Raw genomic sequence first — 16,597 nt, forward strand, 5'->3', positions numbered from 1 at the left:
AAAGCCTTAATGTTAAAGGCTTATTAAAATGCGTCATTTTTTAAGTGCTGAACTCATTTGGATTTAAAGCATCTTTAAAGTTGCTATGAAATACCTAAAAAACGCTGTCGCGTTAGCAAATTTTTTATGCTAATGCGACAGCTCCATTATAATATTTACTTTAATGGAATTAGTAAATCTGATGATAAATCCCATTCATATACTTTACCTGTGTTCTTATCTACATAATACCATCCACTAGTGGCCACATGATCTGAAAGATCCTCAAAAGCTTGTATCACATAATATTGAACACCATTTTTAACATCATCATGATCATAATTAAACTTCATCTTGTCATTATTTCCTTTTAGCTGCTTTTTGACTAGTTCACAAGCATAATCTGGTGTTATCTTTGCATTTACACCATTGCCACTATTTTCATTACCTTGTTTATTACTTTCTGTATTCTTCTTATTATTTGTATTTAAAGCTTCATATTGTTTTTTACATTCTTTAATTTTACTTATTGCTTCACTATAAATTTTACCATCTTCTTTAGTTATCTTCTCAAATTCTTTTATAGCCTCTAAGTATTTCTTTTCACTTACAAACTTAATACCTCTGTCGTATATGGCCTTTGCTTCTTTATATTGTTTTGCTAATTCAATCTTATCTTTTACACTTTCATCCATTTTATATGAAAGACTTTCTTGCAACACTTCTATTGCCTCATCATACTTTCCATCTTTCATATGGTTATTAGCACTATTTATAAGATTCTCATAATTTTTCCCACTCTTATACCTATATATACCAACTATACTAGCTATACCTAATATAACTACACTAACTACTATTAATATTTTTTTATTAACATTATTCATAAATCTTTATAAGTATAGAATCTAAAAATTACTATACTTACCTTCCTCCTCTCGTTTTAAATTATCTCAATTCTAACTATCTCCTTTTTCTTACTTAGATCATTTATAACCTGTTCTTTATTAACACACCTTGGAATTAAAACAGTGTATAAGCTACTCATATTCTCTTTTTTTTCTTCTTCTTCAATAAAAAATTCTATATTTTTTATTTTTATATTATTTTCTTTAAAATAACAAGATACATCTTGTGATACCTTTTCTTTGTCATTATAATCTATTTGCAACTGTACTGATGTACATCTTTCTCTAAACTTATCTTCAAATTTCTTTAATGATACTAAAATAATTACTACACTTATAGCAGAAAGAATACTTAAATAATAATATCCTCTTCCAACAGCTAGTCCAATACATCCTACTGCCCAAAGGCTAGCAGCTGTAGTAAGTCCTTTTACTGAACCTTTATCATGAATAATAGTTCCTGCTCCTAAAAAGCCTATACCACTTATAACCTGAGCTCCAAGTCGACCTATATCTACTTTTAATGCTGTTGATAATTCACTGTTATTCTTTATCATTGTTGCTACATATTCAATATCATATACCTGTATCATTGATATTACAGCTGCTCCAAGACAAACAAGAATATGAGTTCTAAACCCTGCTGGTCTATTCTTATTTTCTCTTTCATAACCTATCATTCCACCTATTAATATAGAAATTACTATTCTAATTAGTATTTCACTTATTTTCACATTGTAACACCTCCTACTATATATTATGTTGGCATTTCAATAAGTGGAATTTTTTTGTAATACTTCTATATTCAATTTTAATCTGTATATAACTAATAATCACTTGCTTTACATTATACCTATTTTTATTCCTTATGTACAGTTTGTTCATACATATACACTTAAATAATGAAAAAAGCATGTCTTTATAGACACGCTTTTCTCATTATTTAACTTTATTTTTATCTAACAAATCTCCTATGGCTGCTATACTACCTAGTGAAGACAAAGTTTCATTTGGAAGTATAAGTTTATTAGCAGGGTTTTTAGCCATTTCTTGTAAAGCTTCTACTTGCTTTAATGCTATAATTGTTTCATTAGTACCTGAATCTAGTATAGCCTTATTAACCATTTCAATAGCTTTTGCTTCCGCTTTTGCTACAGCTTCTATAGCTTCTGCCTTACCATCAGCTTCAAGTACTTGTGACTGCCTTAATCCTTCTGCACGTCTTATATTAGCTTCTTTTTCTGCTTCTGCTTGAAGTATCTTAGCTTGCTTCTCACCTTCTGCTCTTGCAATTTCAGACTGCTTTTGTCCTTCTGCTTGAAGTATTGCTGCTCTCTTATCTCTTTCTGCTCTCATCTGTTTTTCCATTGCTTGCTGTATTTCAGCTGGTGGAATAATATTTTTTATTTCAACAGAAAGTATCTTTATTCCATAAGCATCAGTTATTTGGTCTACTACCTGTAAAAGTCCATTATTTATCTTATCTCTTCCTGATAACACTTCATCTAACGTCATATTACCAACTATATTTCTCATATTTGTTATAGTTGAATAAACAATACCAGATTTATAGTTTTCAATATTATAAACTGCATCTTTAGCATTCATAACCTTATAGAATATAACATTATCTATGGATATTTTAACATTATCTTGAGTTATAACACTTTGAGGTTCTATATCTAGTATTTGTTGTTTAGTTGAAACCTTTTTTCTTACATAATCTGCAAAAGGAATAGTAAAGTGCCATCCTGGCTCTAGTATTCTATAAAATTGCCCAAATCTTTCAAGAATATAAATATATCCAGTATTAACAACTTTTATAGATGATAAAATTGCTATTAATACTATTAATAATACTACTAATAGTACTATTTTTCCTATCATAATTAATCCCTCCTATATTTTCTTTATTATTAATTTATTTCCTTCTATACCTATAATTTTAACTTTATCGCCTTTAACTATTGGTTCTCCTTGATTCTTTACAGTCCAGTATATTCCATCAAGCTTTATCATTGATTTTTCTTCTATATCTTCTTCCATTAGAAGTTCTCTTCCAATATATCCTTCTTCCATAGTTGGCGTTTTTATAACAGTTTTATTTAAAGCCTCTTTTGCTAATGGATAACCTATAGCTATAAACACTGCACTTACACCAATAAAAGTAATCAATTGTATTGTAAAAGAGTAGTTAAGAATTAACGCTATTAGTGAGGCTAAACATCCAACAGTAAACCACACAAAAAGTAAATTACTAGTTATTAAATCAATAGCTATAGATGCTATTCCTATTACAACCCATAATATTATTGAAGCTGTAGTCTCTATGATAACTCCCTCCTTCCAAAAACAAACTATCGTTTACTATTATTATACACTATTCTTTATTTATTTTACACTTATTTATTAATATATAAGATAGATTTAAGCTACACTATAGTTAATTGACAATCAACTTCTGTTAATTCATAATAAGTTTGTAAAAGTATCTATAAAAAATATTGGAGGTATATAGTATGAGTACTTCAAAAAAACATTTAGAATATAAACCTAGTAATGATTTTATAAATGTGGCAGCTGCGTGTCCTATTACTAATGTATGTGATATAGATTTTAATCTAAAAAATATAGAAGAATGTATTCAAACCGCTTTAAATAAAAATGTGAAAATGATTGTTTTTCCTGAACTTTGTATAACTTCTTATACTTGTGCAGATCTATTTTTAAATACTCATTTATTAACTTCTTCTTTAAAGGCAATAGAGAATCTATGTGACTATTTAAAAAATAAAGATATTCTAGTTGCAATTGGTTCTCCTATAATATATGAAGATTCACTATACAACTGTGCTTTTATAATATATAAAGGTAAAATATTAGGAGTCATTCCTAAAAGTTATATACCCAATTATACTGAATTCTATGAAAAAAGATGGTTTACATCAGGTATAGACATAAAAGATAAGATTATCAATTTACCTTTTCAAGATAACATTCCTTTTGGAGTGGATTTAATATTTACAAGTGGAATTTTTAAATTTGGATTTGAAATTTGTGAGGATATGTGGGTAACAATTCCTCCTAGTAGCTATTTAAGTCTAAGTGGAGCCAATATAATAGGAAACCTTTCCGCTTCTAATGAAATTGTAAGTAAAGCTATTTACAGAAAAGATTTAGTAAAATCACAAAGTGCTAGATGTATGGCTGCTTATGTTTATTCTTCTGCTGGAGTTTTTGAGTCCTCCACAGATTTATTATTTAGTGGACATTTACTTATTGGAGAAAATGGTACTATATTAGAAGAAAATAATAGATTTCAAAGACATAATGAGATAATAACTCATTCTATAGATGTAGAAAAATTAATTAAAAATAGACTAAAAAATGTAAGCTATAAAGATAATACTAAAGCTCATCCATTTAAAATAAGAGAAATAAATTTTAAATTTGATGACTCAGATAATTTTATTTTTTATAGATTTATAGATAAGCATCCATTTGTTCCTAGTAAGATAAATGAAAGAGAAATCCGCTGTAAAGAAATTTTTAATATTCAAAGTGCTGCCTTAGCCAAAAGATTTACTCATACAGGATTAAAAAAAGCAGTTATTGGTATATCCGGAGGGCTTGACTCTACTTTAGCTCTTCTTGTTGTAGTAAAAACTTTTGATATGTTAAATATTCCCAGAAAAAATATAGTAACTATAACTATGCCCGGTTTTGGAACCACAGATAGAACTTACAATAATGCAGTGCATCTGTGTAAAAATTTAAATACAGATTTAGGAGAAATAAATATAGTTAATTCCTGCCTTCAACATTTTAAAGATATAGGCCATGATGCAAATATCCATGATGTAACTTATGAAAATGTTCAGGCAAGAGAAAGAACTCAAATCCTTATGGATATATCCAATAAGGAAAACGGTCTTGTTATAGGTACTGGTGATTTGTCTGAATTTGCTTTAGGATGGTGTACTTATAATGGTGATCATATGTCCATGTATGCTGTAAATTGCTCTATCCCAAAAACTTTGGTTAGATATTTAGTTACATATGTAGCAGAGAATGAAGTAGATGAAACTATCTCCAATATCTTGTTAGACATTTTAGATACTCCAGTAAGTCCTGAACTACTTCCTAAAGATAAAAATGGAGAGATAGTTCAAAAAACTGAAGATATAGTTGGACCTTATGAGCTTCATGATTTTTTCTTATACTACTTTATGAAAGGGGTTTCTCCCGAAAAAATACTATTTTTAGCATGTGAAGCCTTTAATAAAACATATAATCAGATAACTATAAAAAAATGGTTGAATATCTTTATAAAAAGATTTTTTTCACAGCAATTTAAACGTTCTGCTATGCCTGATGGTCCAAAAGTAGGTACTATAAGTCTCTCCCCTAGAGGAGATTTACGAATGCCTTCTGATGGAAGCAGTAACATATTTATTTAACTAAATATTAAATAAAAAACTGCTGGAAACCTAACAAAATTTTCAGCAGTCTTCTAAAAATATTGATTTTCTATATTAGCAAATTTCTTTTTAACTACTAACTATTCAATTATAATTCAAAATAAAATTAAATAGTTTCTGGTTCTGGATATTCTACTCCAAAAGTTTCTACTGTCATTTCCTTTATTCTTTGTGGTTCTAATGGTTTATCTGAAAAATCTGTTGAAGCAGATACTATCTTCATAGCTGCATCTAATCCTTCAGTTATCTTTCCAAAAGCTGCATACTGCTCATTTAAATGTGGCGCATCTCCTACCATAATAAAAAATTGACTTCCTGCTGAATTAGGGTCCATAGCTCTTGCCATAGATAAGACTCCCTCTGTATGTTTTAACTCATTTTTAAATCCATTAGCAGTAAATTCTCCTTTAATAGAATAACCAGGTCCACCTACTCCTGTACCTTGTGGACATCCTCCTTGGATAACAAAACCTGGAATTACTCTATGAAAAGTAAGCCCATTATAAAATTCCTTTTTTATAAGGCTTATAAAATTATTTACTGTATTTGGAGCTACATTAGGATAAAGTTCACCCTTCATTATATCTCCATTTTCCATAAGTATAGTAACTACTGGATTCTGCATAATTATCTCTCCTTTTCCTTTAATATTAAGCAAAACTTATAGCACATAGCCATAAGATAAAATTAATTATATTATTTGTAACTATAATTTACAAGAAAAAACCTTATTATATATTCTACTATAAAAAAGTAATTCTATTCTGTAAATACATAAAATTGCCACAAATACTGTTCGTTAAACAGTATTTGTGGCAATTTATATATGATAAATCCGTATTGAATAGTTTGTCTAATGTACAATCAGATCATCTAACTTACAGCAAAGTATGTTTGCTAATACAACAACCTTTTGTAAACTGGGGTTATTCTTATCTCCTCTCTCAAGTTCTTCCAAATAAGATTTTGAAATTGAAGTTAAGTATTTAGAATTTTTCGTTAGGTTCTCAATATCAGAAGCAGTATATCCTAATTTTAATCTATACTCTCTTATTTTTTTCCCATCTAACATTTAAAAACCCCCTTATTTAATTATACTATAGGTTTATCAACTTCATTATATCATGTTTATCAGAAAATTTATATATATTTTTCGAAAAATACGTATAATTAACTCATTATTAACAATATTCAATTATATATAGCGAATATTTATTATATTTGTATGTATATTGTTCTTATTTAATTAAAATAAATTACTTTTGTAGTATTATTTTCCTGATAAAACTTTTTGCATAGCTTATTAGTCTAATTATTAGAAAGGAAGTGAAGGCATGGAAGTTAAAAATATATTAAGTTTTACTAAAAGAAAGGAAACTATAATAACAAAAATTAAAGGATAATCTAAAAAATATAGAAGGTTTAAATTTACCAATAAAAATAACTATACAAAGTTACACAAAAAGTAACTTCGTAAATAAAAAAATAAATGTAAAATTGAAGCAAATGAAAATAAAGGGCTATCTCAAGAGGGTGTAAAACAGATTACACTATATTCATTAATCTATTTTGAGATAGCCCTTTATTTTATACAGTTAACATATCTTCAGCTTTTTCTTTAGCTCTTTTTAAAAATTTCTCTATACTTTCTTTTTCTTCTTTTGCTTTTTCTTCTGTCATTTTTCCTCTACCTAATCTGTCACAAACTGAGAGTAACGCTATTTCATCAGGTGAAACCTGTTCTAACATTTTATCTAATTCTCCAAAGGGCATATTTTTGGCTATAAATAATGGTTGCATATGCCATCTTACTAGAAGTGAAACCTTTTTTATAAAATCTTTATCATCAGTAAATTGTTCTAAAAATTTTATAACCATACCCGCTCCTACTTTATCGTGGTCATAGGCAGTTAATCTTCCCTTTCTAAGTTTAGTAGTAGGAGCTTTTCCAATATCATGAAGTAAAGCAGCCCACATAAAAATTCGTGGATTTTCACTTAAATGTCTATTTTCTGCTGCTTTATCTAATACCATCATGGTATGCTTCCAAACATTTCCCTCTGGATGGTGCTTAGGACTTTGCTCTATCTTTATTAAATCCCATAAAAAGTTAAAAGGATATTCATCTTTTAATATTCCCTCCTTAAATACCTTATCAAAATATAAGGAAGGTTTATAATCCTTAAGCAAATGCTGAGTAAATTCTTCAAATATTTCTTCTTTTTGTATCATAACAATCTTCCTTTACTTTTTGGTTTCGGGAACAGGCTGTTGATTTTTATTTCTTTTTTTAGTTTCATAAGTTGGATTTTCATCTGGAGCAGGTCTTTTCATACCTTTTTTAGCCACCTTATATCCCTCCTTTTATTATATCATGGACTACAAATTAGCTACATATTAGCTTATAATTCACTAATATTTTTTGCTTTAAATTATGTTTAATACGTGGATAAAAAAGGTCATTTTTTATTTCTTTAATTTTTCATTGTAAAATTTGATAGCTTCATTTACTCCATTAGTTACAGCATTGCTGCTTATAGTAGCTCCTGTTACTGCTTCTATTTCATTTTCTAGTTTTGGTTTTTCTTTTACAGATTCAAGAGTTTTATCTACAGATTTGTCTTTATACTTATTAGTAAATTCATCCTTCAATATTATATCTCCTAAACCCTCTGTTTCTTTCTGTTCCAAAACTTTTATATTAGTGATTTTACCTTTAGTAGATATTCCAACCATAGTTTTAATTTCATCTACCATTCCTTTAACTGAAGTGGTTATTGCATATCCTATTAATGTTTTATCCTTATATATACCTTTAACTTCCTTAATCTTTTCATTTCCTTTTATATCTAATGGTTCCATACTATTTCCTTGTGAAATAATATCCTTTGCTTCTATTTCTTTATTTTCAGCTTTAACTTCTTCTCCTAAAATCTTTTCTCTATAAAATTCTATAGCTTTGTTGACTCCTGAAGATACTGCTGCTGAAGTTATTGTAGCTCCTGTAACCACCTCCACTTGGTTATCCTTTGTTGGAGATGATTTTACTGATTCTATATTTTCTTTTATAGACTTATTTTTAAATCTTCCCATAAAACTTTCTTTTTCCACAATATCTCCTATACCTGGAGTTTCTGAATGTGATACTACTTTAAGCCCTCCAATGGTACCATCTTTACATATTCCAACAGTCATCTTTATAAGTCCTCCCATACCTTTGGGAGTAACCATTATAGCATGGCCACAAACATCTCCATCTTCATAAGCTTCATATGCCCCAGTAATAATATCCTCCTCATTAAATACAATATCCATTTCTTTCACATCTGTAGCTTTGTATTTTGGCAATATAACACTTAATTGCAAACTCTCCATTTTTTCTCTAGCAACTATAACATCTTTTGTATTATTGTTTGTAATAGCTAAAATCAATGCACAAATTGCAGTTATTGAAAACAATACAATAGTCCCTTTTAATGTTTTATTCACTTAGCTGTCCTCCTTTCTATTTTCCAAAATTTTCTGTATTTTAAGAATATAAAGGGACTTTATTTTGTTAAAGTCCCTCATATTATTACATAATTCTTTATTCTTTTAATTCAACTACAGCTTCCTTTGTATCTCCTTTTTTAGCCTTTTCTAATGCAGCTTTGGCCAAATTTTTAAAGTTTTTTGTTGAAGTTGTAGCTCCTGATATAGCATCAACTTTGTCAACTTCTTGTTTATCAACAAGATCTTTTTCTAACTTAGGACAAAATTCATTTGGTGCTGTCTTAGAAATAGGTTTCATTTTTTCATTATATTCTTTGTCTTCTGATTTTCTCTTATTATCTTTATTTAAATAATCAAAATCTACACTGGCAATTTTGCCATCTTTTATTTCAACTTCTACAAAAGCTTTCCATCCATGATTATCAAGTTTATTATAAGTAGCTTTATACTTTCCATCTTTATACTCTGCAGCTGTTTTTGTATCTTTTGTTTTATCTGCTGATGTATTTGTATCTTTATTTGAACTTCCACATCCAGCTAATAAGGATAGAGATAGAATAGATGTTAGCACAACACTTAATACTTTCTTCATTAGAACTCCCCCTTAAAATTTTATATTAATTTCTATTACAATTTTATGTTAATATATTATCAGAATAGTGTCAATATAAAATCATTTTATTTAATACAATATTCTAAAAAAAGAACAATATCATTCAATAGTTATAAAAAAATAAAGGGACTATATCAAAATAAAAACATAATAAAACCATTTTCATACAGTTCCTTTACAATTAGAATTTAAAAAATTCCAAAATTATAATTCTTTTATTAAATTTGCCATTTCAATAGCAGTTACTGCTGCTTCATATCCTTTATTACCTGATTTTGTTCCTGCTCTCTCAATAGCCTGCTCAATATTTTCCGTAGTAAGTACTCCAAATATTATTGGTACTTCTTCATCTAAAGTTACCTTTGCTATCCCTTTAGTTACTTCTGCTGCAACAAGTTCATAATGTGATGTAGCACCTCTTATAACTGCTCCTAAACATATAACTCCATCATATTTTTTAGACTTTGCCATTTTCTTAGCTATAAGAGGTATTTCAAAAGCACCTGGTACCCAAGCAACTTCTATATCTTCTTCTTTTACACCATGTCTTTTAAATCCATCTAAAGCTCCGCTTAAAAGTTTACTTCCAATAAATTCATTAAATCTTCCTATTACTACACCAAACTTTAAACCTTCTGCTATTAAATTTCCTTCATACATTTTCATTTTAAATTCCTCCTAAAATTTCTATTTCATTAATTATTCATTATCTAGATTTAATAAATGTCCCATTTTTTCTTTTTTAGTTTTCAAATAGAATTCACTTTCTTCATGAGCATATATTTCTATTGGAACTCTATCTACTATTTCTATGCCATAACCTGAAAGTCCAGATACTTTTTTAGGATTGTTAGTCATAAGTTTAACTTGTTTAATTCCTAAGTCTGCAAGTATTTGAGCACCTATTCCATAATCTCTTAAGTCTGGTGGAAAACCTAAAGCTATATTAGCTTCAACTGTATCCATTCCCTTATCTTGAAGGGCATAAGCCTTTAGCTTATTTATCAGTCCTATACCTCTTCCCTCTTGTCTCATATATACTAAAACTCCTCTTCCTTCATCACTTATGGCTTTCATAGCTGCTGCATATTGATCACCACAATCGCACCTTATGGAACCTAGCGCGTCTCCTGTGAGACATTCTGAATGCATTCTAACAAGTACTGGTTCTTTAGTATTTATATCTCCTTTTACTAAAGCAACATGGTGTTCTTCATTTAGTTTATTTACATAGCCATATACCATAAAGTCACCATATTTTGTAGGCATCTTTGCCTCTACTACTCTTTCTATTAAAGATTCATTCTTTCTTCTATAAGAAATAAGATCTGCTATAGTTATTATTTTTAAATTATGTTCTTTTACATATTCCATAAGCTGTGGAATCCTTGCCATAGTTCCATCTTCATTCATAATTTCACAAATTACTCCTGCTGGGTAAAATCCAGCTAATCTTGCTAAATCTACTGAAGCCTCTGTATGACCAGCTCTTTTTAATACTCCACCTTCCTTTGCTTCCAATGGAAATATATGTCCTGGTCTTTTAAAATCACTTTCTGTTGCTTCTGAATCTAAGACCTTGTTTATAGTTGCAGCTCTTTCAAAGGCTGAGATACCTGTTGTTGTTTCCTTTGCATCTATAGATACTGTAAAAGCTGTACAATTAGAATCTGTATTTACATCTACCATCTGATATATATTTAACTGTTTTAATCTTTCTTTTATTACAGGCATACATATAAGTCCTCTTCCATACTTAGCCATAAAATTTATAGCCTCTGGTGTTACCTTCTCTGCTGCAATTATTAAGTCTCCTTCATTTTCTCTATCTTCATCATCTACTACAACTACCATTTTTCCTTCTTTTATATCTATAATAGCTTCTTCAATAGTATTAAACTTAAACATACTAATTACCACCCTTTGTTATTTTTTTAATCATTCCATAAATTAATTAAATATATTACATAAATCCATGCTCAGCTAAAAAATTAAAATCTATATTACTTTTACCTTCTTCTTTTTTATTAAAAGCTAATAATTTTTCTACATACTTTCCAATAATATCGCATTCCAAATTGACTTTATCTCCTACTTTCTTATGTAAGAGAGTTGTTCCTTCCCCAGTATGAGGTATTATAGATACTTTAAATATATGTTCATCTACATAAGCTACGGTCAAACTTACTCCATCTATAGTAATGGAACCTTTAGGAATAATATATTTTAAAATATTACTTTCTCCTTCTATTGAAATCCAAACTGCATTATCGTCTTTTTTAAACTCTTTTATATTTCCTGTTCCATCTATATGACCACTTACTATATGTCCTCCTAGTCTATCAGAAAGTCTTAATGCTCTTTCTAAATTAACTCTGCTTCCTATAGATAGGTTATTTAAACCGCTTTTTCTCATAGTTTCTGGCATAACATCTACAGTAAAACTATCCTTAGTAAACTTAGTAACTGTAAGACAAACTCCATTGGTAGCTATACTGTCTCCTAATTTTACATCTTCTAATATTTTTTTAGCCTCTATAGTAATACTAGCTGATTCTGCTCCTTTACTTATGTTCTTAATTATTCCTATTTCTTCTACAATACCAGTAAACAAAACGTCACCACCTTTTTTATTCAGAGTACAAATTACAGAGTATAGAGTACAGATGTTTTATGCTATTTCTTACTTTTTGCTCTTTTCATACTCTATTGTCTTCTCTCTACTATCTTAGCTACTTACTTTTCACTCTTCTGTCTCTTCTCTATACTCTGTTATCTGTCATCTGTGATCTGGCTAAATTTCCTTCAATTAAAATATCATTATCAAATCTAGTTATATTTATATCTTTTAAATTTATACAATCCTTTATATATTCTATTCCTTCTCCTCCTACTGGAGTTTTAGCTTTTATTCCACCTATTATTTTAGGTGCTATGAAGCTCATGACTTTATCTACTATGCCTTCCTTTAATGCAGAATAATTTAAAGTGCTTCCTCCTTCTAAAAGAACACTATCTATTTTCATTTCTCCTAATTTCAACATAAGATAGTTTAAATCTACTTTATTCTCTTTTATAGGTGATACTATTATCTCTCCACCTATGTGTTGTATTTCTTTAATTTTATCCTTATTTGCCTTTTCTGTAGTAACAATTATTATTCTACCTTCTTCTTTGAAGATTTTAGAATCAAGTGGTATTCTAGCACTACTATCTACTATAACTCTTACCGGATTCTTCCCTTGTAAATCCTTAATCCTAGTAGTTAAACTTGGATTATCTTTTATCACTGTATCTACTCCAACCATAATTGCCGAGACTCTATGTCTAATATGATGTACATATTCTCTTGATTTTTCATTAGTTATCCATTTAGAATCACCATTTACTGTGGCAATCTTACCATCTAAAGTGGATGCAGTTTTCATTATGCAAAATGGCCTTTTAGTAGTTATATATTTTATAAATATTTCATTCAGCTTTTTAGCCTCTTCTTCTAACAATCCTACTTCTACTTCTATGCCATTATTTCTTAATATTTCCATTCCCTTTCCTGAAACTAATGGATTAGGATCTAACATAGCTACTATAACCTTTTTTATGCCTTTTTCTACAATAGCTTTTGCACAAGGAGGAGTTTTTCCATAATGAGAACAAGGTTCCAAAGTAACATACATTGAAGCTCCCTTTACATCCTCTTGAGCACTATTAAATGCATTTATTTCAGCATGAGCTCCTCCATATATTTTGTGATATCCTTCTCCTAATATTTTTCCATCCTTTAATATCACTGCTCCTACTAAAGGATTAGGATTTACATATCCTATTCCTCCTTTAGCTAACTCCAAAGCTCTTTTCATATACCTTTCTTCCACTTTAATTCATCTCCCATATTATAATTTGCCCTTCAGAAAAAATTTAAATGTGGAATTATATACTAAAAAGCATATAAAAAAACCCTGAAACTTATTTCAGGGTTTAAATTACAAACTTGAAAAATTACAACGTAATTCTTAGTGAGCAGTTCAAAGTAAAAATTCAAAAAAGTTTTTTCCTACACTAGAAAAACTTTAATTAAAAATTTTTCAAATACTGTATACTTTTTTATCTGCACTCTAAAAATTGTCAAGTAATTTTTTCACGCTTTCCTTCTTTCATCCAGACTTTAACTGTCGGCCCTGGAATTTCACCAGATCTGCCTTTCGGCTGGCGGGCTTTACCGCCGGCATGGAATTTCACCAAACCCTGAAGGACGAATAATATTTATTTTTTACAGCTTAAGAATATCACTTTTTATTTTTTATGTCAATTATGTTTTTTGAAAATTTATATTTATACAAAATTTAGCATAACATTGACATATAAAGTCTAAATATATAGAATATATTTAGTGAATTTTATAAAAACACTTGTTTTTAAATGAAAGACACTGATTTTTAAGATATTACTATCATTTATATAATATTAAATACATTATTTATTTAAATATAAAAAGGTTGGTGGAAAAAATGACTATAGACGAGTTAAAAAACTTAGTTTGTAAAACTATTGATGACAATTCAGACAAACTTATTTCTTTAGCTAAAAATTTAGAAAGTACCCCTGAATTAGGTTTTAAAGAAGAAAAAACTGCTGAAAAAGTTTGTAACTTCTTTAAGGAATTAAATTTAACCTATAAAGATAAACTTGCTTTAACTGGAGTAAAGGCAAAGCTCAAAGAACATTCATCTGGACCTAATGTAGCTATACTAGGAGAGTTAGATGGAGTTATATGTTTTGATAGTGAAATTGCTAATAAGGAAACTGGTGCATCCCATACCTGTGGCCATAATCTTCAAATAACTACTATGCTGGGAGCTGCTCTTGGGCTAAAATTATCAGGTATTGAAAATGAACTAAAAGGTAATGTTACCTTTATGGGTGTACCTGCAGAGGAATACATAGAAATTGAATATAGACAAAAATTAAGAGAAGAAGGTAAGCTTCATTTCTTAGCAGGAAAACAAGAACTTATATACAGAGGTGAATTAGATGATGTAGATATCGCTATGATGATGCATTCTCTAAAAGATTGTCCAGAACCTACTGTGGCAATAGGTGAAACTAGTAATGGTTTCTTAGGTAAAACTATACAATATATAGGACAAGCTGCTCACGCCGCAGAAGCTCCACATAGTGGAATAAATGCCTTAAATGCTGCTATGCTTGGTATTATGGGCATAAATGCTTTAAGAGAAACTTTTAGAGATGAAGATTCTATAAGAGTTCATCCTATCATTACAAAAGGTGGCGATACTGTAAACAGTGTTCCTTCAGATGTAAGAATGGAGAGTTACGTTAGAGCTAATAATGTGAAGGCTATGAAATTAACAAATGAAAAAGTAGATAGAGCTTTAATTGCTGGAGGATACGCTATAGGAGCTAAAACAATAATAAATACTATTCCTGGTCATCTTCCTTTAAAATGCTCAAAAAATCTTAATAATATTTTTAAAAAAAATAGTAAAAGCTTATTACCTGAAAACAAAGTATTAGATGCAGGACATTTTGCCGCTTCTACTGATATGGGCGATATCTCAAATCTTATTCCTTCAATCCATCCTTTTATAGGTGGTGTTTCAGGAGCTTTACATACAAAATATTTTAAAGTAGAAGATTATTATGGAGCTTGTATACTTCCTGCAAAACTAATGGCTATGACTGTAATAGATCTATTATTTAATAATGCAGAAAATGCCAAAGAAGTTATAGATTCATATACTCCTACTTTTGAAAATAAAGAAGAATATATTAAGTTCTTAGAAGATTGTTTTGAAAGGAAGGTTCACTAATGAAAAACTGGAAAAATCATATAATAGTCTTAATCTTGGTTAGTATTGCAGAATTGATCGGCATATTGAAATTTAAATTTGGACCTGGCACTATTGTTTTATTACCAATGCTTTATGCACTTATAATGGGAGTACTTTTAAGCCCTAAATTTTTAAAAGTTGTAAATGATAAAGATATGAAAGATGCTGGAACTCTTATTACTATATCTTTAATGCTTTTAATGGCTAGATATGGAACAATGATTGGACCCACTTTACCTAAAATAATAAAGTCCAGTCCTGCTTTAATTCTTCAAGAATTAGGTAATGTAGGTACTGTTTTTCTTGGTGTACCCCTTGCAGTGATGCTTGGTTTAAAAAGAGAAACTATTGGTGCTGCTCACTCTATTGCTCGTGAGCCTAATATAGCTTTAATAAGTGATGTATATGGACTTGATGGGCAAGAAGGTCAAGGTGTTATGGGTGTTTATATTTGTGGTACTGTATTTGGAACTGTTTTTTTTGGAATACTTGCTAGTTTTTGTGCCGCTTATCTTCCTTTGCATCCATATTCTTTAGCAATGGCTTCAGGAGTTGGAAGTGCTAGTATGATGACAGCTTGTGTAGGTTCTTTAAGTGCTATGTTCCCACAAATGCAAGATACTTTAGCTGCTTTTGGTGCTGCAAGTAATATGCTATCTGGACTAGATGGTCTCTATATGTCATTGTGGGTATCCTTACCTTTAACAGAATGGCTTTATAAAAAATCCTATAAATTAAAATATGGAGTGGATGCTCCTGATGTAAAAATATCAAAAGTAAATCCTTCTAAGGAGGCTTAAATATGAAAATTAAAGATTCTTTTTTTATATTAGTTCTAATAGGAATTCTGTCATTAATTGGAAATATGGTTGGTCCTAAAAATAATATTTTTGAAGCTATACCTGGAATGATTATATTGGTTGCTATAGCTCTAGGAGGGATTTTACTAGCTAAAGTTATACCTGGTAAAATTCCAGCAGTTGCATATATAGTTACTTTAGGCTGTATTCTTACTTATCCTGGAGTTCCTGGTGCTGCTACTATTTCAAAATATATTGCAAAGGTGGACTTTTTAGCTCTTACCACTCCTATTCTTGCATATGTGGGAATATCTCTTGGTAAAGACTTAGATACATTTAAAAAATCTGGTTGGAGAATTATAGTTCTTTCCTGTTTTGTATTTACAGGAACCTATATAGGTTCTGCTATAATAGCTCAATTAATCTTAAAAGCTTTAGGTCAAATATAAAAAACTTATTTTTTATTACATAA

17 protein-coding genes and 1 riboswitch are annotated in these 16,597 nt (G+C 29.3%); of the genes, 4 read left to right on the forward strand and 13 right to left on the reverse strand.

The annotated features are described in order from the left end of the window. Positions 1–155: 155 nt before the first annotated feature. The 4 genes from J2Z24_RS10075 to J2Z24_RS10090 form a co-directional block, all read right to left on the reverse strand. The gene (locus tag J2Z24_RS10075; RefSeq protein WP_051593338.1) at positions 156–866 is read right to left on the reverse strand and encodes a tetratricopeptide repeat protein; all 711 of its coding nucleotides are present in this window, start codon (positions 864–866) and stop codon (positions 156–158) included. Between the two features lie 56 nt (positions 867–922). Next, a complete protein-coding gene (locus J2Z24_RS10080) occupies positions 923–1,621 on the reverse strand; it encodes an MgtC/SapB family protein (RefSeq protein ID WP_035149295.1) in 699 nt (232 codons plus the stop codon). A gap of 205 nt (positions 1,622–1,826) precedes the next feature. Continuing rightward, the gene (locus J2Z24_RS10085; RefSeq protein ID WP_035149291.1) at positions 1,827–2,774 is read right to left on the reverse strand and encodes an SPFH domain-containing protein; all 948 of its coding nucleotides are present in this window, start codon (positions 2,772–2,774) and stop codon (positions 1,827–1,829) included. Positions 2,775–2,786: 12 nt separating this feature from the next. Then, positions 2,787–3,035 (reverse strand): NfeD family protein, encoded by a 249-nt coding sequence (locus tag J2Z24_RS10090; protein ID WP_443652019.1) that lies wholly within the window; start codon positions 3,033–3,035, stop codon positions 2,787–2,789. A gap of 371 nt (positions 3,036–3,406) precedes the next feature. On the opposite strand from J2Z24_RS10090, the gene J2Z24_RS10095 reads away from it, so the two are divergent. Further along, positions 3,407–5,347 carry an NAD(+) synthase gene (locus tag J2Z24_RS10095; protein WP_035149287.1) on the forward strand — a complete coding sequence of 647 codons (1,941 nt, stop codon included), beginning with the start codon at positions 3,407–3,409 and terminating at the stop codon, positions 5,345–5,347. Between the two features lie 127 nt (positions 5,348–5,474). On the opposite strand, the gene J2Z24_RS10100 is transcribed toward J2Z24_RS10095, so the two are convergent. From J2Z24_RS10100 to ribD, 9 genes are all read right to left on the reverse strand, one after another. Next, the gene (locus J2Z24_RS10100; RefSeq protein WP_035149286.1) at positions 5,475–5,993 is read right to left on the reverse strand and encodes a peptidylprolyl isomerase; all 519 of its coding nucleotides are present in this window, start codon (positions 5,991–5,993) and stop codon (positions 5,475–5,477) included. Positions 5,994–6,221: 228 nt separating this feature from the next. Beyond that, positions 6,222–6,440, reverse strand: a complete 219-nt coding sequence (locus J2Z24_RS10105; RefSeq protein ID WP_035149284.1) for a helix-turn-helix domain-containing protein — start codon at positions 6,438–6,440, stop codon at positions 6,222–6,224. A 515-nt stretch (positions 6,441–6,955) separates the two neighbouring features. After that, positions 6,956–7,600 carry an HDIG domain-containing metalloprotein gene (locus tag J2Z24_RS10110; protein ID WP_035149282.1) on the reverse strand — a complete coding sequence of 215 codons (645 nt, stop codon included), beginning with the start codon at positions 7,598–7,600 and terminating at the stop codon, positions 6,956–6,958. 234 nt (positions 7,601–7,834) lie between these two features. After that, positions 7,835–8,857, reverse strand: a complete 1,023-nt coding sequence (locus tag J2Z24_RS10115; RefSeq protein WP_051593336.1) for an RnfABCDGE type electron transport complex subunit G — start codon at positions 8,855–8,857, stop codon at positions 7,835–7,837. Between the two features lie 97 nt (positions 8,858–8,954). After that, positions 8,955–9,452, reverse strand: a complete 498-nt coding sequence (locus J2Z24_RS10120) for an FMN-binding protein (protein WP_035149280.1) — start codon at positions 9,450–9,452, stop codon at positions 8,955–8,957. Positions 9,453–9,677: 225 nt separating this feature from the next. After that, positions 9,678–10,139 carry a 6,7-dimethyl-8-ribityllumazine synthase gene (ribH, locus tag J2Z24_RS10125; RefSeq protein WP_035149279.1) on the reverse strand — a complete coding sequence of 154 codons (462 nt, stop codon included), beginning with the start codon at positions 10,137–10,139 and terminating at the stop codon, positions 9,678–9,680. 33 nt (positions 10,140–10,172) lie between these two features. Further along, positions 10,173–11,381 (reverse strand): bifunctional 3,4-dihydroxy-2-butanone-4-phosphate synthase/GTP cyclohydrolase II, encoded by a 1,209-nt coding sequence (locus J2Z24_RS10130; protein WP_035149277.1) that lies wholly within the window; start codon positions 11,379–11,381, stop codon positions 10,173–10,175. A gap of 55 nt (positions 11,382–11,436) precedes the next feature. After that, positions 11,437–12,087 carry a riboflavin synthase gene (locus tag J2Z24_RS10135; protein WP_035149275.1) on the reverse strand — a complete coding sequence of 217 codons (651 nt, stop codon included), beginning with the start codon at positions 12,085–12,087 and terminating at the stop codon, positions 11,437–11,439. A gap of 148 nt (positions 12,088–12,235) precedes the next feature. Continuing rightward, positions 12,236–13,348 (reverse strand): bifunctional diaminohydroxyphosphoribosylaminopyrimidine deaminase/5-amino-6-(5-phosphoribosylamino)uracil reductase RibD, encoded by a 1,113-nt coding sequence (gene ribD / locus J2Z24_RS10140; protein ID WP_035149272.1) that lies wholly within the window; start codon positions 13,346–13,348, stop codon positions 12,236–12,238. 267 nt (positions 13,349–13,615) lie between these two features. Next, positions 13,616–13,730, reverse strand: a riboswitch (FMN riboswitch). Positions 13,731–13,981: 251 nt separating this feature from the next. Here ribD and J2Z24_RS10145 point away from each other — a divergent pair. Genes J2Z24_RS10145 through J2Z24_RS10155 form a run of 3 tightly spaced genes read left to right on the forward strand, consistent with a single transcriptional unit; the run spans position 13,982 to position 16,574 of the window. Next, positions 13,982–15,304, forward strand: coding sequence for an amidohydrolase (locus J2Z24_RS10145; protein ID WP_035149270.1), 1,323 nt, complete (start codon positions 13,982–13,984; stop codon positions 15,302–15,304). Beyond that, positions 15,304–16,125: a DUF3100 domain-containing protein gene (locus J2Z24_RS10150; RefSeq protein WP_035149266.1), complete on the forward strand. Its 822-nt coding sequence runs from the start codon at positions 15,304–15,306 to the stop codon at positions 16,123–16,125. The genes J2Z24_RS10145 and J2Z24_RS10150 overlap by 1 nt, the downstream gene beginning before the upstream one ends. A 2-nt stretch (positions 16,126–16,127) precedes the next feature. Next, positions 16,128–16,574, forward strand: coding sequence for a hypothetical protein (locus J2Z24_RS10155; RefSeq protein ID WP_035149264.1), 447 nt, complete (start codon positions 16,128–16,130; stop codon positions 16,572–16,574). Positions 16,575–16,597: the final 23 nt, after the last annotated feature.

It is taken from the genome of Clostridium tetanomorphum, from assembly GCF_017873215.1.
GTDB classification, from domain to species: domain Bacteria; phylum Bacillota; class Clostridia; order Clostridiales; family Clostridiaceae; genus Clostridium_AO; species Clostridium_AO tetanomorphum.